The organism is Actinokineospora auranticolor (assembly GCF_002934265.1).
In the GTDB taxonomy this organism is placed as follows: domain Bacteria; phylum Actinomycetota; class Actinomycetes; order Mycobacteriales; family Pseudonocardiaceae; genus Actinokineospora; species Actinokineospora auranticolor.
This window is the reverse complement of sequence record NZ_PTIX01000008.1, coordinates 219,263-236,706: the sequence shown is the minus strand read 5'-3', so window position 1 is coordinate 236,706 and position 17,444 is coordinate 219,263. Positions and strand designations below refer to the sequence as shown.

15 protein-coding genes are annotated in these 17,444 nt (G+C 74.2%); all 15 read left to right on the top strand.

Annotated elements, in window-relative coordinates:
• Window positions 1-7: 7 nt before the first annotated feature.
• From CLV40_RS17025 to CLV40_RS16955, 15 genes are read left to right on the top strand one after another with little or no spacing between them, the layout of a single operon-like run.
• The gene (locus CLV40_RS17025; RefSeq protein WP_104479903.1) at window positions 8-1,504 is read left to right on the top strand and encodes a phage tail sheath subtilisin-like domain-containing protein; all 1,497 of its coding nucleotides are present in this window, start codon (window positions 8-10) and stop codon (window positions 1,502-1,504) included.
• On the top strand, window positions 1,501-2,001 hold the full coding sequence (locus tag CLV40_RS17020; protein ID WP_181043556.1) for a phage tail protein: 501 nt from the start codon (window positions 1,501-1,503) through the stop codon (window positions 1,999-2,001). Before CLV40_RS17025 ends, CLV40_RS17020 begins: the two co-directional genes overlap by 4 nt.
• Before the next feature lie 9 nt (window positions 2,002-2,010).
• Window positions 2,011-2,196 (top strand): putative phage tail protein, encoded by a 186-nt coding sequence (locus tag CLV40_RS17015; RefSeq protein WP_104479902.1) that lies wholly within the window; start codon window positions 2,011-2,013, stop codon window positions 2,194-2,196.
• The gene (locus CLV40_RS17010) at window positions 2,193-2,861 is read left to right on the top strand and encodes a CIS tube protein (RefSeq protein WP_104479901.1); all 669 of its coding nucleotides are present in this window, start codon (window positions 2,193-2,195) and stop codon (window positions 2,859-2,861) included. The genes CLV40_RS17015 and CLV40_RS17010 overlap by 4 nt, the downstream gene beginning before the upstream one ends.
• Window positions 2,862-2,871: 10 nt before the next feature.
• On the top strand, window positions 2,872-4,065 hold the full coding sequence (locus CLV40_RS17005; protein ID WP_181043555.1) for a phage late control D family protein: 1,194 nt from the start codon (window positions 2,872-2,874) through the stop codon (window positions 4,063-4,065).
• Entirely contained in the window at window positions 4,062-4,694 is a 633-nt protein-coding gene (locus CLV40_RS17000; protein ID WP_104479900.1) for a phage baseplate assembly protein V, read from the top strand. Before CLV40_RS17005 ends, CLV40_RS17000 begins: the two co-directional genes overlap by 4 nt.
• A complete protein-coding gene (locus tag CLV40_RS16995; RefSeq protein ID WP_104479899.1) occupies window positions 4,691-5,095 on the top strand; it encodes a GPW/gp25 family protein in 405 nt (134 codons plus the stop codon). The genes CLV40_RS17000 and CLV40_RS16995 overlap by 4 nt, the downstream gene beginning before the upstream one ends.
• A complete protein-coding gene (locus tag CLV40_RS16990) occupies window positions 5,092-7,011 on the top strand; it encodes a putative baseplate assembly protein (protein WP_104479898.1) in 1,920 nt (639 codons plus the stop codon). Before CLV40_RS16995 ends, CLV40_RS16990 begins: the two co-directional genes overlap by 4 nt.
• Window positions 7,008-9,038 (top strand): putative baseplate assembly protein, encoded by a 2,031-nt coding sequence (locus CLV40_RS16985; RefSeq protein ID WP_104479897.1) that lies wholly within the window; start codon window positions 7,008-7,010, stop codon window positions 9,036-9,038. Before CLV40_RS16990 ends, CLV40_RS16985 begins: the two co-directional genes overlap by 4 nt.
• Entirely contained in the window at window positions 9,035-10,975 is a 1,941-nt protein-coding gene (locus tag CLV40_RS16980; protein WP_104479896.1) for a phage tail protein, read from the top strand. Before CLV40_RS16985 ends, CLV40_RS16980 begins: the two co-directional genes overlap by 4 nt.
• A gap of 14 nt (window positions 10,976-10,989) precedes the next feature.
• Complete coding sequence (locus CLV40_RS16975; protein ID WP_104479895.1) at window positions 10,990-12,216, top strand: hypothetical protein; 1,227 nt, start codon at window positions 10,990-10,992, stop codon at window positions 12,214-12,216.
• Window positions 12,213-14,171 carry a hypothetical protein gene (locus tag CLV40_RS16970; protein ID WP_104479894.1) on the top strand — a complete coding sequence of 653 codons (1,959 nt, stop codon included), beginning with the start codon at window positions 12,213-12,215 and terminating at the stop codon, window positions 14,169-14,171. Before CLV40_RS16975 ends, CLV40_RS16970 begins: the two co-directional genes overlap by 4 nt.
• Window positions 14,168-15,298 (top strand): hypothetical protein, encoded by a 1,131-nt coding sequence (locus CLV40_RS16965; protein WP_104479893.1) that lies wholly within the window; start codon window positions 14,168-14,170, stop codon window positions 15,296-15,298. Before CLV40_RS16970 ends, CLV40_RS16965 begins: the two co-directional genes overlap by 4 nt.
• On the top strand, window positions 15,295-15,819 hold the full coding sequence (locus tag CLV40_RS16960; RefSeq protein ID WP_104479892.1) for a hypothetical protein: 525 nt from the start codon (window positions 15,295-15,297) through the stop codon (window positions 15,817-15,819). Before CLV40_RS16965 ends, CLV40_RS16960 begins: the two co-directional genes overlap by 4 nt.
• Entirely contained in the window at window positions 15,816-17,444 is a 1,629-nt protein-coding gene (locus CLV40_RS16955) for a hypothetical protein (RefSeq protein WP_104479891.1), read from the top strand. The genes CLV40_RS16960 and CLV40_RS16955 overlap by 4 nt, the downstream gene beginning before the upstream one ends.

The following is a 17,444-nucleotide window of genomic DNA, read 5'->3' as shown; positions in this document are numbered from 1 at the left end:
GGCGGAGATGACCAGCGCGGCGCTGCCTGATTCCCACCTGCCCGGCGTCACCCTGACCGCGGTGCGCGGCGACTCCGCACCGGAGCCGCTGCGCACCGACGTGGCCGCGTTCCTCGGCCGCACCCGGCGCGGGCCGGTGGCGACCCCGGTGCGGGTGGAGAACTGGAACGAGGTCGTCGGCGCGTTCGGGCCCCCCGACGGCTCGGCCGCCACGCCGTACGCGTTGCGCGGGTTCTTCGAGAACGGCGGTCGCACCGCCTGGGTCCTGCGGGTCGCGGGACGCGGCGCCACGGCGAGCGTGCCGTGGCGCGTCGGCGACGCTCGGTTCGCGGTCGTGGCCACCAGCCCCGGTGCCTGGGCCAACGGCGGCCGGGTCGTGCTCACCTACCAGGCCAGCAGCGTCGCCGGGCCGCCCGCGATCACCGTGCGGGTGCTGGTGGCGGGCGAGGCCGCGGAGGTGTTCGCGAACATCTCGCCCGCGGACCTCGGGACCCGGTTGGCGGCGTCCCGGTTGATCCGGTTGGTGCCGCCGGAGGTCGGTGACGCGTTCGACCACGTCGAGGGGATCTCGACGTCGTGGGACCTGGTGCTCGCCGGTGGCACGGACGTCGACCCGGTGCGCGCGGACTACGCCGCCGCCGTGAGCGCGCAGGCCGACCTCACCGAACCCGCCCTGGTGGCCTTGCCGGACGTCGGCGCGGACATCCTCGGTGCGGACCACACCGGGTTGCTGGCGGACACGCTCGCCACCTGCGCGCCGCTGCTGGACCGGCTGGTCCTGCTCGACGTCCCGTCCCGCTTGTCCACTGTGGACGACGTGCTGGGCTGGGTGCGGTCGCTGACCGACCTCGGCGACGAGGCGCTGCTGGCCGCGGCGGCGGTCTACCACCCGCGGCTGCGGGTACCGGAGCTCACCGGCCCGGGCCTGCGGACCGTCGCGGCGTCCGGGCACGTCGCCGGGTTGATCGCCCGGCTCGACGCGGAGCGGGGCGCGCACCACTCCCCCGCCAACGCCGTGCTGCTCGACGCCGTGGACCTCGGCGTCGAGTACCCGGTGCCGCAGCAGGTGCGGCTGTTCGAGGCGAACGTCGACCTGGTGCGGTGCCTGCGCGGCCGGGGCCTGGTGGTGTGGGGCGTGCGCACGCTCTCCGGCGACCCGCGCCGCCGCTACGTCGCCCACCGGCGGCTGCTGCACCTGCTGGTCCGGGCGATCCGCCGGGCCGCGGCGCCGCTGGTGTTCGAGGTCAACTCGCCGGAGCTGCGGCTGGGCCTGGTCCGCGCGATCACCTCGGTGCTGCTGGAGGCCTTCCGCACCGGCGCGCTCGCGGGCGCGCGGCCCGAGCAGGCGTTCCGGGTGGTGTGCGACGACTCGAACAACCCGCCGGAGCAGGACCCCGGTCAGCTGGTCTGCGAGGTCGAGGTCGCGCCGGTGGCGCCGATGGAGTTCATCCAGCTGCGCCTCGTGCTCGGCCAGGACCGCGGTGTGGAGGTGATCGAGTCGTGACCGACCCGCTCAACCGGTTGGCGGCGTTGCAGGAACCGCTGCCGAAGTACCGGTTCCTCGTCACGCTCGACCCCGGTGACGTCTACCTGCCGCCCGCGCAGGCGGTGCTGCTGCCGCTGGTCGCGGCCGGTGCCTTCCAGGAGGTCACCGGGCTGGGCGCGACGCTGGAAGTGGTCAGCTACGCCGAGGGCGGCCGCAACGACTCCGTGCGCCAGCTGCCGCTGCGGCACTCGTGGAACCGGATCGTGCTCAAGCGCGGCGTGGTCCGCGACCGGCTCCTGTGGTCCTGGTACCAGAGCGGGCTGGCCGACTCGCTCGGCGCCCGCCGCGACGGTGCGGTGATCCTGCTCGACGGCGCGGGGGTGCCCGCGCTGGCCTGGGCCTTCCACGGCGGGCTCGCCGCCAAGTGGACCGGCCCGGACCTGCACGCCGAGCAGAACGCGGTGGCCGTCGAGTCCCTGGAAATCGCCCACGAGGGCCTGACGAACGTCCTGTAGGAGACCAGCGTGGCGAAGAACCTGATCATCCACAACCTCGAGGTCCGGTTCCAGGTGGACGGCGACGACGGCGCGGTGTTCACCCGCCTGTTCAACAAGCACATCCAGGCGTGGGCGCGGTTGTACGAGCAGGAGTGCGCGCGGGCCGCGCACGGTGTGGACGAGCGCAGGCTCGGCGACGGGGGTTCGCGGTGACGCCGACCCCGCAGTCCGCGGTCCGCCAGGGCGCGGTGGCCCGGCTGGAGATCCTGCGGCCGGTGATCGCCGACGAGCGGAGCAGGCGGATCCCGCTGCGGTTCAACCCCACCGACTACAAGCTGAGCAAGAGCAACACCTTCGCCGAGATCACCATCCCCGGTCTGGAGACGCCGCCGCTGCAGTACGTGCGCGGCGGCAGCGAGACGCTGTCGGTGCAGGCGCTGGTCGACACCTCCGACACGCTCGACAACGTCCGGACCACCTACGTGGACGCCATCCGCGCCCTGATGCGGCCGGACAGCCGCGAGCACGCGCCGCCGATCGTGCGGTTCGTGTGGGACGAGGCCGTGTTCACCGGTGTGGTGGAGAAGCTGGACGTCAACTACGTGCTGTTCCAGCCGAACGGCGTCCCGCTGCGGGCGCAGCTGGACCTCACCCTCAAGGAGTTCCGCCCGGCCGCGCAGCAGGTCAACGACCCGCCGCGCTCTTCCCCCACCGTGGAGAAGAGCTACGTGGTGCGCCGCGGCGACACCTGGCCCGGTATCGCGGCCGCGGTCTACCGGCGGGCCGACGTGTGGCGGGAACTGGCCCGTGCCAACGGGATCAGCGATCCGCGCGACCTGCGACCGGGGCTGGTGCTGACCGTGCCCCGGCTGCCGTGAGGGGGCCGCGGTGACCGTGCCCGCCGGTACCCGACCGGAGATCGCCGACCCGGACCGGTACGCGCCCGAGTTCGAGGTGCTGATCGAGGGCGTCGAGGCCGACCCGACGACCAAGAACGACATCCTCGACATCAAGGTGCACCGCGACCTCGACGAGATGTCCGGGTTCGACCTGGAGCTGAACAACTGGGACGACGTCAACCTGCGGTTCAAGCACAGCGACTCGCGCGCGTTCCGGCTCGGCTCCCGGGTCTCGGTCCGGTTGGGGTACGCCGACAAGCTGCTGACCGTCGCGACCGGCACGATCAGCACCCTGGCCCCCAAGTTCCCCGACGGCGCCTCGCCGACGGTGTCGATCAGCGGCGTGGACGGCATGCTGCGGCTCAAGGACCGCAAGCCCACCAAGGACGAGGACAAGACCTTCACCGGGCTCGCGGACTGGCAGATCGCCGAGCGGATCGCGCAGCGCAACAAGCTGCGCTTCCAGAGCACCCACGAGGGTCCCGTCCACGACATCGTGGTGCAGAAGAACCAGGACGACGCGACCTTCCTGATGGAACGCGCGAAGCGGCTGGACTTCGACTGCTACATCCTGCCGGACCCGGCCACCGGCGAGGAGACGCTGTACTTCACCAAGCCCACCGACGGCCGCGACGGCCGCGCGATCCGGCTGTTCCGGCTCACCTACCAGCCGGGCCTGACCACCGGACCCACCACGCTACCCGAGGGCCTGGTGCCGAACCTGCTCGACTTCACCCCGACCCTGACGGTGTCCAAGCAGGTCAGCCAACTCACCGTGCGCGGCTGGGACCCCCGGACCAAGCAGCCGATCGAGTACACCGCCACCGCGGCCAACCTGCCCGCCGGGCAGAACTCGGCGGACGGGGACAGCGGGCCGCAGGCGGCGGCGAGCGCGGCGGGTGGCCGCCAGGAGGTCGTGGTCGACTCGCCGGTCACCAGCCAGCAGGAAGCGCAGGAGTTGGCGATCGCGCTGCTGCGGGAACGCGCGTACGAGTTCATCACCGCGACCGGCCGGGTGGCGGGGCTGCCGGAGCTGAGCCCCGGCGACAACCTGGAGATCTTCGGCCTCGGCAGGCGGTTCTCCGGCACCTACTTCGTCAAGCGGGTGGAGCACACCCTGGGCACCAGCGGCTTCTTCACCACCTTCACCGGCAGGCGGATCCACCAGGGAGGCGAGGCATGAGGGACATACCGCGGGCCATGTCCACCGACCAGCGCTACTACGGCGTCACGGTGGCCACCGTCGTGGCGAACGACGGTGACGACGAGGCGCGGGTCAAAGTGGCCTACCCGTGGTTCGACCGCGGCGCGACGGTCAGCGAGTGGGCGCGGGTCTGCCAGTTCTACGCGGGCGGCGGCTACGGCGCCGTCTTCGTGCCGGAGATCGACGACGAGGTGCTGATCGCCTTCTACCAGGGCGACATGCGGATACCGATCGTCATCGGCGGCCTCTACAACGGCGTGGACAAGCCGCCGACCGCGCACCGCGGCGGTCGCGACCAGAAGCTCATCCGCACCCGGGCCGGGCACGAGGTGCTGCTCGACGACGGCGCGAAGAAGATCGTCGTCACCGGCGCGGGCGGCGGCCAGGTGACCATCAACGACGACGGCAGCATCACCCTCAAGGCCACGAAGGTGACCGTCGACGCAGGGACCGTCGAACTGGCGGGCTCGGCGCAGAAGGCGGTGCTCGGCGACCTGCTGAAGACCGCGTTCGACACGCACACCCACCCGACGCCCACCGGCCCGAGCGGCCCGCCCGTGATCCCGCTGCCGGGGGCCGTCCTGTCGTCGAAGGTGAGCCTCACGTGAGCGAGCCCTTCCTCGGCACCGGCTGGCGGTTCCCGATCCTGCCCGACGAGGCCGGGCGGTTGTCCTATGCCGTCGGTGAGCAGAGCATCGAGCACTGCCTGCGCGCGCTGCTGCTCACCGGCACCGGTGAGCGCGTGATGCGCCCGGACCTGGGTACCAAGGCGCCGGAGTCGGTGTTCGCCCCGGGCAGCGCGCAGCACCTGCGCGACCTGGAGCGGTCCATTGTGGACGCCGTGCGGACCTTCGAGCCGCGCGTCGAACTGGACGGCGTGCGGGCGGAGACCGACCCGGCCGACGAGTCCCGGGTGACGGTGGCGGTCGCGTACCGGATCCGGCGCACCAACACCAAGGCGAACCTGGTGTTCCCGTTCTACCTCGGCCTGACCGGGGGCACGCCGTGACCATCCCCGCGCCGAAGCTGGACGACCTCACCTGGGCCGACCTGATGGCGGCCATCCGCCGCCGGGTCCCGGCCGAGTCGGACGGCGTCTGGACGCTGCACGCCCCGGTCGACCCCGGCATCACCCTGCTCGAACTGTTCGCCTACCTGCTCGAACAGCGGCTGTACTGGCTGGACCAGGTGCCCGACGAGCTCGTCGTGGCGATCCTGCGGCTGCTCGGCCTCCCGCTGCCGCAGCCCGCGCGCCCGGCAGCCACCGTGCTGGCGTTGACCTCCGCCGAACCGGTCCCGGTGCGGGTCCCGGCGGGCACGGCCCTGGCGCGGGACCCGGCGGCGGCGATCCGGTTCACCCTCGACGACGACGTCACCGCGTTCCCGCTCGACGGCGAGGTGACCGTGTTGACCGACCGGGACCGCACCGCTGACCTGCGCGCGGGTCGCGGGGTCCCGCTGCTGGCCACCGACGGATCGCCCGCCGCCGTCCGCTTCACCCTGCCCCTGGCGGGTTCGCACGCCGCGCCCGACGCCGTGTCGCTGCTGTTCGAGCTGGACTCGCCGGTGCCGCCGTCCTGGTCTCCCCTCGCGGTCGCGGACGTCGACGTGCCCGCCGAGCTGACCTGGTCGTGGTTCCGCCCCGGCGGCGACGAGCACGGGGAATTCGCGGAGGTGAGCGACGGCACCGCCGGGTTGCGGCGGTCCGGGGTCGTGCGCCTGCGCCCACCGGACGGTTGGTCCACACAGGACCGAGGGCTGCTGGTGTCCACGCGCGCCGCGACCTACGCGGCCCCGCCCCGGCTGCTGCGGCTGGCGGTCAACGTCTCCGCCGCGCGCCAGGTCGAGCACCGCACCGCCACCGGGGACAAGGTGTCGACGCAGATCGCGGACTGGCTGCGGCTGCCGGGCCAGCGGCTCACGCTGCCCGACGCCGCCGGACGTCTCCTCGACGCCACCCTCTGGCTGGCGACCGACCGGTGGTCGTCCACAGTGGACTTCACGTTCGGCTCGTCCCGCGACCGGGTCTTCCTGGTCGACCGCGGCGACGGCGCGCTCGTGTTCGGCGACGGGCTCACCGCCCGAATCCCACACCCCAGCGAGCAGGCCTGCGTCGACTACACCATCGGCGGCGGTCGTGAGGGCAATGGTGGCCTCACCACCAACTGGCTGCCCGTGACCTCCACTCTCCCGGTGCGCGGCGCCAACCCCGTTCGGGCCGCGGACGGCACCGACCCGGAAACCCCGGCGCAGGCCCGCGACCGGGCGGCGGGCGCGCTGCGCGAGGTGAGCCGCGCGGTCACCGCCGAGGACCACGTCACCCTGGCTGTCACCACCCCCGGTGTGTCCATCGGCCGGGCCTACGCCGCGCTCGGGGAGCACCCCGGGTTCCCGTGCGCGCGGGTGCCGGGCGCGGTGACCGTGCACGTCGTCCCGGCGGTCCCCCGCGCCGACTTCGACGCACCGGACTTCGTCCACGCGCCGGTCCCCGACCCCGGCACGCTCCACGAGGTCTGCGACCGGCTCGACAAGGCGCGGTTGCTCACCGCCGAGGTGTTCGTGCGCGCACCGGCCTACCGGGACGTCCGGATACGGGTCGACTTGGCGGGCAACCCCGCCGACCGCCCCCGGGTGTCCGCCGTGGTCGGCGCCGCGCTGCGCCGGTTCCTCGACCCGCTGGTCGGCGGTGTCGACGAGACCGGCTGGCCTTTCGGCGAACCGCTGCGGCCCTCCGCGCTGCTGCGCGCGGCCCAGCGGGCCCTGGGCGACCTCGCTGAGGTCGTGGCCGTCGCGATCGGCCTGGACGGGAACGCGCCCGGCGAGTCCTGCCTCGACACACCGCTGCGCCCCGGCGAGCTCCCGGTGGCGCGGGAGGTCCGCACCCGGGTCGTGCCCGCCGTCGAGACCGGGGAGGGGTTGTCGTGACCGACGTGTGGTGGGGGCGGGACACCGCCGAGGAAGGGCACGTCGTCGACGGACCGGGCGCCGTCGCGGTGCCGGAGCTGGTGGACGCCACCCAGGAGGCGGTGCGCGCCGCGGTGCGCGACCGGATCCCCGGCTACACCCCGGACTGGACCAACCCGGACCGCCAGGACGCGGGCGTGGCCCTGGTCCGGCTGTTCGGCACCGAGACCGAGCCCGTGCTGACCCGGGTGAACCGGCTGCCGGAGAAGGTCCTCGCGGAGCACCTGTCCACCGCCGGTGTGCGCAGGCGCCCGGCGACCGCGGCGGCGGCGTTGCTGGAGTTCACCGTCACCCCGCCCGACGGCGCGTCCGTGCTGGTGCCCGCGGGTTTCCAGACCTCCGCCTCGGGACCCGACGGCCCGATCGTCTACGAGACCGACCAGGACCTGTTCGCGACCCCCGCCACCCTCGGGGCCATCGCCACGCAGCGCGCGGGCGGCGCACTGGAACCGGTGCCGCTCGGGCCGAACGGGCCCAGCCGCCCGTTCCCCCCGTTCGGCCCCGATCCCCTGCCTGGCAGCGCCCTGTGGCTCGGTCTCGCGGGCACGGCCAACCCCTTCCCCTCGCTGACCCTGGGTTTCGTGGTCACGGACGTCCCGCCCACACCGGCCGAGTCCGGTGGGCTCACGCCGCTTCCAGGCTCGCCCGCGCCGTCGCTGCGCTGGGACGTGCTCGACGGCGGGCAGTTCGTGGCGGCGGACGTCGTGCGGGACCAGACCGGCGGGCTCCGCACGAGCGGGACCATCGAGCTGCGCGTGCCGCGCACCTGGGATCCCGGCCGTCCCCCGGTCGCCCGACCCGGCCCGGTGCTGCGGTGGCTGCGGCTGCGGGTCGCGCACGGCACCTTCGCCGAGGCGCCACCCGCGGTCTCGGGGCTGCGCCTGAACCTGGTGTCCGCCACGGCCGCGCGCACGGTCTTCGACGAGCCCCTGGAGCCGATCCAGGACCAGCGGCCGACCGGCGGGCGGCGCATGCGGCTGTCGCAGGTGCCGATCCTGGCGGGCAGTGTCGTGATCGAGGTCGACGACGACCCGGGCGCGGACCTCTTCGGTACCACCGCGGGCCAGGCCACCGCCTGGCAGGAGGTCGCGAGCCTGGCCGCCTACGGCCCGGACGACCGCGTGTTCGTCGTGGACTACGCGACCGGGGAGGTCACTTTCGGCGACGGGGTCAACGGCGCGCCCGTGCCGCAGGGCTTCCGCAACGTGCGCGCGCGGCGGTACCGCGTGGGCGGCGGCGCGGCGGGCGCCGTGGCCGCGGGCGCGATCAACAGCGTGGTCACCGCGCTGCCGTTCGTCACCCGGGTCAACAACCCGTTCCCCGCCACCGGCGGCACCGACGCCGAGCCCGACGCGGACGCCGCGCGGCGCGGTGCCGGCGAACTGCGCTCCGGCGGACGGGCCGTCGCGCCCGCCGACTACGGCCCGCTGGCCCTGCGCGCGCCGGGTGCCTCGATCGCCCGCGCGCACGGCGTGCCGGGCCTGCACCCGGGCTACCCGGGCAAACCCGTGCCGGGTGTGGTCGGGGTGCTGGTCGTGCCGCCGCTCGACGACTCCGGCGAGCCGCCGGTGCCGACCGCCGCGACCTTGCGCGCGGTCGCCGACTACCTGACCCGCGAGGTCGCCCCCGCCGGGATCACCGTGGTGACCGGTGGGGCGGCGTTCCAGCGGATCGCCGTCGAGTCCCAGGTCGTGCTCGACCCCGACCAGGAGCGGGCGGCCGTGCTGGCGCGGGCGGGCGAGGCGGTCGTCGGCTACCTCGACCCCCTGCGCGGCGGTGAGGACGGCGCCGGGTGGCCCTTCGGGGGGACCGTCCGGCACTCCGCCCTGGTGCGCGTGCTGCTGTCGGTCGACGGTGTCCTCGCCGTACCTGGTCTCACCATCATCGCCGACGGGCTGCGACTGCCCCGGTGCGCCGATCACGCGATCCCGCCGACCGCCCTGGTCTGGCCGGAGCGCCCGCTGCTGATCCCCGTGGAGCCGTCATGACCTGTGGACCGGTGGAGGGGACGTTCCGCCTGCTCGACGACCTCGTCGGGTGGGACCAGGACCAGGACCGGGTCCGCGACCTCGTCGGGTTCGCCGACCCGGCGGGGGTGCGGCTGGCGAACGCCGGTCCCGCGCCCGAGGGCCCGAGTCGTGCCGACCTGCTGCCGTGGTTCCCGGACCCCCGCCTGGCGCCGGGATGCCAACCGCGCGCCTGGTACCTGATCTCGGGAAAGCGGTTGCTGCGTCGGGACACCTGCGCCGAGGGCCGCTGGCCGTCGGTCTGGCCCGCGTACTGCGATCCCCGGCCGCTGTGCGAGCCGGTGGCCGTGGCGGCGCGCGGACACCGGGTCGCCGTCGTCGACTCCGGCCGGGTCCTGTTGTGGCGCAACGAAGGCGACCACTTGGTCGCGGTGAGCGAGCCGGCCCGCGCGCGGCTCGTGGCACTGGGGCCGGACGAGTCGGTGCTGGTGACCCGCGAGGGCAGCGGTGACCTCTGGCGATTCGGTCCCGACGGCAGCCCGTGCGGAGTGATCCGCACCGGCGTCGACGGTGAGATCATCGGCGTGCGCGTCGGCCCGGACCGGACGATCTGGCTGCTCACCAACAACAACGGCGTGCTGCGGATCCACCGCGGTCGCCGCCGGTTCGAAGAGTCCACACTGGACGAACTGGCGGCGGCGCTGCCGCCGAGCACGCTGGTCGCCGCCGACGACAACGGGTTCTGCCTCACCGAGAAGACCCCCGACGGCGACGTGACCTCCTGCTACGACTGGGAAGGCGAGCCGCGGCCCGTCCCGCCACCCGCGCCCGGCCGCTACGTCGCCGACGGCGAGTTCACCACGACCCTCGTCGACAGCGGCATCTCCCGGTGCCGCTGGCACCGCGTCCGGGTCGAGGCGGACGTGCCCGCCGGTACCGCGGTGGCGATCGCGGTCGTGGTCTCGGAGGACGGCCGGTTCGCCGACTCCGACTGGCAGCAGGCGCCGCCCGGGAGCACCGACTTCCTCGTCGACCAGCCACCGGGCCGGTACCTCACGCTCCGCGCCCGGCTCTCCGGCGACACCACCGCCACCCCGGTCCTGCACCGCGTCCGGCTCGACTTCCCGCGCTCGACCAGCGCCGACCTGCTGCCCGGCGCGTTCCGCCAGGACCCCGTCGCCGACGACTTCACCGAGCGGTTCCTGTCGCTGTTCGACGCCACCCTCGCCGAGATCGACCGCGTGGTCGAGCGCTACCCCGCCCTGCTCGACGCGGGCGGCGTCCCCGATGACGCGCTGCCGTGGCTGGCTGGGCTGCTGGGCCTGTCCTTCGAGGCGGGCTGGGACGCGGCGACCCGTCGCGCACTGATCGCCGCCGCCCCGCGCCTCTACCGCGGGCGCGGGACGAGGGCGGCGCTGTCGGAGGCCGTCGACATCGTCTTCGGCGTCCGCCCGGTGATCGACGAACTCGCGAACGAGCGGCACTGGGCGCAGGTGCGCGCCGCGGCGGCACCGGCGACGGCGCGGGGCCTGGGGTCGGTCCGGCTGTTCAGCCGCTCCACGAGCCGGTTCCGACTCGGCGGCTCCGCCCTCGGCGCCGCGCCGCTGCGCGCGTTCGGCGACCCCGACACCGACCCGCTCACCGAACACGCCCACCGGTTCCGGGTGCTGGTGCCCGGCCCGGTCGACGAGGACGCGGTGCGGCGCCTGGTGAACCGGCAGGCGCCCGCGCACGCGATCGGGTCGGTGCGGGTCGGCGGGGCGGGGTTCGTGGTCGGCGCCAAGTCGGTGGTCGGGGTGGACACCGCGTTCGTCCCGCTGCCGCCCGCCGTGCTGGGCGGTCCCCGTCCGGTGCGGCTCAACCACGACGCGGTGCTGCGGCCCGGCCCACGGGGCGCGCGCCACGGGGTCGAGGTCGGCGTCGCCGCCGCCGTCGGGGTCCACACGCTGGTGTCTTGAGAGGACAGACAGAGATGACCGAGGTTACGACGCGGGCGGCGACGCCGGCCGCCGAGCACGGGGGGTTCGAGGCCCCGCCGTTCCGCAGGCTGCGGTACTTCCACGGCCAACTGCTCACCGCGCGGGACTTCCAGCGCGAGCAGGAGTACTTCCGGGAGAAGCTGAAGCTGCGGGTGCGCTGCCTGCTCGGCTACGGCGTGGTGTGCGGGCTGTTCGTCGAGCCCGTGGCGCCGGAGGACTGCGACGACCACGACGACGAGGGCGGTCCCCCGAACCGGCACGCGGCCCTGGTCCGGATCACCCCGGGCCTCGGGGTGGACTGCGACGGCAACGAGGTCGTCGTGCGCGGCGGCTGCGCCATCGACCTGTGGGCCGCGCTGCCCGCCGACGAGCGCACCGACGAACCGGCCACGGTGTGGATCGGCGTCGAGTACGCCGAGCGCCCGGTCGAGCCGACCAGGACCGTGTTCACCAGCGCCTGCGGGGACACCTCGGACTGCGAGTCCGGCTACACCGAGGAGTGCTACCGGGTCAGGGTGACCACGCACGAGCCGCCCGAGGACCGGCGGTGCGAGACCTGCTGCTGCTCGTCGTGCGAGCACAAGACGCTGTGGCTGGCCCGCATCGATGAGGTCGACTTCGCCCAGCCGGTGCCCGCCGAGCGGATCCACCTGAACATCCGCAGGCCCTTCGGCCCGTTCGTGCCGACGGTGATCACCGGGATCAACTGGGTCCACGGCCACACCTACACCGTCGACGAGGCCAAGGAGCTGCTCGGCACGCAGAAGGACACCGGCGGGCTCGTCGTCCGGTTCTCCGACGACGTCCGGGTGGACACCCTGCGCCCCGGCGTGGTCGACATCCAGGTGATCGAGGGCGGCGCGGGCCGCAACGCCGACACCTGGTACATGGGCGGCGCGTTCGAGGAACCCACCGGCGGCGGGGAGTTCACCACGCACTTCCGCTACCGGCAGACCACCCGCGAAACCCTGCAGGACGGCGACCGGGTGCTGATCACCGTGCGCTCGGCGTTCATCCTCGACCGCTGCTGCCGACCGGTCGACGGCACCAACGTCGGCGGGAAGGTGCCGTACGTGACCTGTGCGGAAGGCGACCACCCCGAACCGGAGCCCGTGGGCTGCCTGTTGCCGCCGTCGGGCATCGGGCCGTGGACGTCGGGCACCGGCGCGGGCGGCGGCACCTTCGAGAGCTGGTTCTACATCACCGAGGAGCGCCGATGACCCAGGCAGACTGCGGGTGCGGGTGCGGCGGGACCTCCGCTCACCCGGCCGCGTTCGTCCGACCGCGGTTCTTCGCGGGCCAACTGCTCACGGAGGACGACCTCGGCCTGCTGGTCGACTACGTGGCCGGGAAAGACCGCCTGCACAACCGGACCGTGCTGGGGCCGGGTGTCGTGTGCGGGCTGGAGGTCGGCTGCGACCCGTGCGGCGGCGGGACCGTCGTGGTGCGTCCCGGTCACGCGCTCGACTGCTGCGGCAACGACATCGTGGTGTCCTGCCAGGAGAAGGTGGACGTCCAAGCGCTCGTGCGCGAGGCTCGGATCACCGCGTCCGGCGTCGACTGCGGCGACCCGTGCGACGACGACCAGCGCCACTACGGGCTCTACATCCGCTACGAGGAGACCCCGATCGCGCCGGTCGCCCCGTTCAGCACCGAGGAACCCTGCCCGACACCGGGGTGCGTGCCGTCGCGGATCCAGGAGGGGTTCCGGTTCGTCGTCAAGTGCGACACGGCCGACGACCACCGGTACAACCCGGTCACCCGGTTGCTGGCCAGTGTCGGCACACCCGGCGCGTACGAGGAGATCCGCCTGCTCTGCCGACGGCTCGGGTTCTACCTGGACCCGATGCACATCACCGGGTCCGCGTCGACCCAGCCCGTCGAGTTCACCGCCGACGACCGCGACCGCTACACCCAGAGCCTGGCCTGGTTGCGGGACAACGCGGAGACGACCTTCACCCCACCGGTCGCGCGGGAGGCGACCGAGCGGGTGCGCGCGCTGGCCAGTGCCGTGGCCCGCCACGACACCTACGCCGACGGCGACAAGGACAAGCCCACCCTCGACGACATCGCCGACGCCCGGCGGGCGATCGCGGCGGCGTGCGACCGGCTCGCCCAGACCGACCACGAGCAGGTCTGGCCGGACCGGCTGCGCCGCTCCCCCGCCGCCGCGGTCACCGCCGAGGCCAAGGCGCGGATCGCGAACCCGGACGCCGACGCGCTCATCGAGGTGCGGTTGGTCGCCCTGGGCACGCCGATCGACAACGTGCTGAACGCCGAGTTCCGGTCGGACCTCGCGCGGATCCGGGAATGGCTGCTGAACCGACTCGACAAGGCGCCCGGTGTCGCGGACTGCGCGTTGCGCGACTACGTCCGCGCGACCACCGTCCCGCAGCCGGTGCCGACCCCGGAACCGGACAGCGGCAGGCAGCTGACCCTGACCGAGCTGGGGCAGTTGGCGGAGGCCGCGGCGCGGCTCACCACGGCGGTGCGGCGCTTCATCATCGACGCGATGTGCGCGACGCTGAACCCGCCGTGCACCAACTGCACCGACACCGACGTGCTGCTCGCGCACCTGACGCTCGACGGCTGCGAGGTCGTCCGGGTGTGCTCCGCGACCCGCGAGCAGGTGCTGCCCGGCGGTTCCGCGTACGGCGAGTGGCTGTTCAAGCTGGCGCCGCTGCGCGGGCTCGCCGAACGGCTCTGCTGCCAACCGACGCCGGTCTACCGGCCCCCGGTCGTGCCGTCGACCGGCCCGGTCCGGTCGGCCTACGTAGTGGGCCTGCTCGACCAGTGGAAGTGGACCGGTGACGTCGAGGACATGTGGAGCAGGCTGGTGACCCTCGAGGCGGGTGAGACCCTGCCGAAGACGTTGCACGAGCAGGTGTACTCGGTGCCGAGCGAGGTGACCGACAGCCTGCGCGAGATGGGCGCGCTGCGCTGGCAGGTGAACGAGCTGACCAGGACGGTGGACGCCCTGCGGGCCCAACTGGACACCGCCCGCGACCAGGTCACGCAGGTGCGCACGGAACTGCCCGAGCGGCTCGAGGACCGGCTGGCGGAACTGGAGCGGGCACCGGCCGCCGAGGGCGAGTCCGGTGAGGGCAAGCCCCGGACGCGGCGACCGCCCCGGTCGTCGAGCCGCAAACCGCAGTCGGGCGGTGAGTCCGGATGACCGCGCCGTTGCGTCCCGCGTTCAGCGAGGGGCAGGTGCTCGCCGCGGCGGACTTGGCGGCCACCGTCGAGCACGCCCGTGCCGCCGCCGCCCGCCACGCCCGCGCCCTGCACGACTGGGGCATCGCCGACGGGCTCGGGCTGCGCACCGAGAGCCGGACCGACCCGGCCACCGGCGCGCGGTTCGTCGAGGTGAGCGCGGCGGCGGGGCTGGCGGTGGACGGGACCGGGCGCGAGATCGTGGTACCCGCGCCGGTCGTGCTGTCGGAGGCCGAGTTCACCGAGGTCAACGGCGCCGACCAGCCGACGGCCGAGCCGTACCCGGTCTTCCTCATCGCGGTCGACCGGCCCCAGACCGGCACCGGAGCGGTGTCCTGCGGCTCCGCGTCCGCGCCGACCAGGGTGGCCGAGTCCTTCCAGATCCGGTTCGGGCGGTTGGGGGACGAGCGGCTGGTCGAGGAGCAGCAGCCGTCGCCGGTCGGCGCCCCGCCCGCCGAGCCGCCGGTCGTGTGGTGGGTGCTGCTGGGGTACGTCCGGTGGACCGACGGGCACTTCACGGCCGTGGCGAGCACCGCGCGCGGCGTCAGCGTGCGGTACGCGGGAGTGCGGGCGGACACCGTGGCCGCGCGGTCGGGGACGCTCTCGCTGCGCACCCGCACCGCGGTCCAGGAGGGCCAACCCGCGCTGGTGTTGTCCGGGGAGGACCCGCCGAGCCTGGTTTACGGGCTGTACCAGGGAAGTGGCGCGATCAGCCCGCTGATGACGGTGGCGGCCAACGGGAACCTGACCATCGCGGGGAGCTTCTCCGGGCGGATCTCGGCGGGCAGCGTGCTCGTCGCGTCCGGCACCGCCACCGACGGCACGCTGCTGCCGCTGCCCGCCGGGGTGGCGCCGCAGGAGGTCGCCGACGGCCGGGTGGCGCTGCACGTGTACCTCACACCGCGGGTACCGCCGAGCCCGACGGGACTGTGGTCGCCGATTGAGGCCACTGTGGACGGTGAGCGGCGGGTCCGGTGCCGGATCCGTTCCTACGACCCGATCGCGGCGCCCGGCGAGGTCGTCGACGAGTCCGGCGCGGTCGACTACCTGGTCCTGGCGACGGTCGCGGCGGCGGGCGGTGCCCAATGAGCCTGTACGTGGCATACGTGCGCGCCACCGGGCACGTCGTGGGCGCGGTCGGCGCCGTCGGCGCGACCCCATCCGCCGACGTCGCGGCGCTCGTGGGGTCCGAGCTGGGCCTGCGGGTGTCCCTGTCCCCCACCGAGGTCGTGGAACTGACCCTGGACGCCAAGGACATGGACTCCCACACCGTCGACGACGAGCCCAAGGTGTTCGACGACCCGCTGGTCTACGCGGTCGAGCAGGTACCGAACGCGGACCCGAAACCGGCACTGGCGCGGCTGCGGACCGGGGTGACCGTCGCGTTCACGGCCGACCGCCTCGTCGTGACGGTGCCGGTCGCCGACCCGGTCAAGGCCATCGCGGTGGTGGCGCTGGTCTCCGGCGACTCGATCCTCCAGCACAGCACCATCCCGGCGGGGAAGACCAGCGCGGACTTCGCGGCGACGGTGCCCAGCGGCCAGTCCCGCGGCGTGCTGGCGCTGGTCGCGGGCTGGGCGGGCGTCCTGGAGGCGGTGAAGCAGAAGTGAGCGCGCCCATCGCGGGCGAGACCATCGTGCGCAACTGCGTGGTGCGCGTGGTCCGGCGCGGTGGGTGGAGCTGGGGTCCGGACCCGCGCGGCATCGTGCGGTTGGTCGTGGACGCGTTGCCGGAGCTGCTGGCCGGGCAGTTCGCCGACCATCTCGACGGCGAGGGGCCGGACGTGGAGATCAGCGAGCCGGTGCGGTTGTCCGTCGTCTGGGGGCGGTCGCGCGGGAGCGGTGGCGTGCCGTCCGTCGAGTTCGCCGTCGACCCCGGCGCGAGCGTGGTCCCGGAGCCCCGCGAGGTGGCCCGGGAGGAGTGGACGGGTTCGTCGTCCACTTCGGACACCCAGGTCGCGGTGCGGGCCTCGGTGTCGGACACGGCGCTCTCCCCCGTCACGCTTTTCGGTGAGCTCGCCGAGCGGGGGGAGCTCGCGGCGTTGCTGGCGCTGCTGCCGGACGAGACGCTCCGGGTGTGCCTGGCCGCCTCCCTCGACGGTCCCGGTGAGCGGCCACGTGGCGAGGTGATCGGCGCGTTGGCCGCCGAAGTGGCTCGCCGTGGCTGGATCCCGGAGCCATCGTCGCCGGTGGCGACCCTCGTCGAACTCAGGGAGCTGGTGCGGTCTCTCCCGCGGGTGGCATCCGCGCCGCACGTCTCGTCGGCGGACGTCGAGCGCGTTGTCCAGACGAGCGCGTCGCCTGCCGGGGAAACGACTCGGGAGTGCGCGGCGCTGCCGTTCCTGCTGGTGGGTCCGCTGGCGCGGACCGGTTACCTCGACGCGGTCGGTCCGGCGCTGGCCTCCGTCGGGCTGCTCCACCAGACGCCGCTGTTCGCGGCGGCCCTGGCTCGCCGGGTGTTGGGCGGCTCGGCCGACGCGGCGGTGTTCGCCTGCCTCGACTCCGTGCCCGATCTCGGCGACTTCGCCCGGCGCGTGGGCCCCGCGCTGCCGGTGCTCGACGGGGTGCTGGCGCTGGCGGTGTGCCGCGGCCACGATCCCGTCGACCCGCTGCTGGTCGCGGGGGTCGACGGCGGTCTGCTGCTGGTCGACGCGCAGGGCCTGTTCCCGGTCGCGTGGACCGCGCGGGCGGTAGACCTGCTGCCGTACTGGGAGGCCTGCGGGCGACCCGCCGTGGTGGTCTGCGACAGCCCGCTGCCGACGTCCTGCCTGCGGGAGCTGGCGGAGGCGGGGGTCCCGCTGGTCACCGACGTCCGCCCGCTGCGCGGCGACCCGCTGACCCGCCTGCCGCGTCCCGCGCCGCTGTGGGTGTCCGGTGCGCCCGGGTCGCGGGTCGTCGCGGAGTTCCCCCGGCACGCCGAACGGCTCGACGAGCTGACGCGGGCCCTGTTCGCCCGGCCGGGGGATGCGCTGGAGCGCGGTACCGGGCTGGCGGCGGCGCTGTCCCTCGGTGTGCTCGCCTGGACGCTGTGGCGGGAAACCGAGACACCCCACCCGGCGACCGCGCTGACCAGGTTCGCCGACCTCGAGGCCACGGTGCGGTTCACCGACGAGGCGGTGCGGGTGCGGCTGCCGCTGGGCCGCCGCCACGCGGACCTGCTGCGCGGCGGCGCGCTGGTGGACGTGCCCGACGTGGTCTGGCTCGGTGGCCGGACCCTGACCTTCTCCGGTGGCTGA

Excerpts from the sequence above, each read along its gene's own strand:
- CLV40_RS17025 (WP_104479903.1), top strand. The coding sequence starts at position 8 with ATGACCAGCGCGGCGCTGCCTGATTCCCACCTGCCCGGCGTCACCCTG.
- CLV40_RS17000 (WP_104479900.1), top strand. The coding sequence starts at position 4,062 with ATGAGGGACATACCGCGGGCCATGTCCACCGACCAGCGCTACTACGGC.
- CLV40_RS16980 (WP_104479896.1), top strand. The coding sequence starts at position 9,035 with ATGACCTGTGGACCGGTGGAGGGGACGTTCCGCCTGCTCGACGACCTC.
- CLV40_RS16975 (WP_104479895.1), top strand. The coding sequence starts at position 10,990 with ATGACCGAGGTTACGACGCGGGCGGCGACGCCGGCCGCCGAGCACGGG.
- CLV40_RS16970 (WP_104479894.1), top strand. The coding sequence starts at position 12,213 with ATGACCCAGGCAGACTGCGGGTGCGGGTGCGGCGGGACCTCCGCTCAC.
- CLV40_RS16965 (WP_104479893.1), top strand. The coding sequence starts at position 14,168 with ATGACCGCGCCGTTGCGTCCCGCGTTCAGCGAGGGGCAGGTGCTCGCC.
- CLV40_RS16960 (WP_104479892.1), top strand. The coding sequence starts at position 15,295 with ATGAGCCTGTACGTGGCATACGTGCGCGCCACCGGGCACGTCGTGGGC.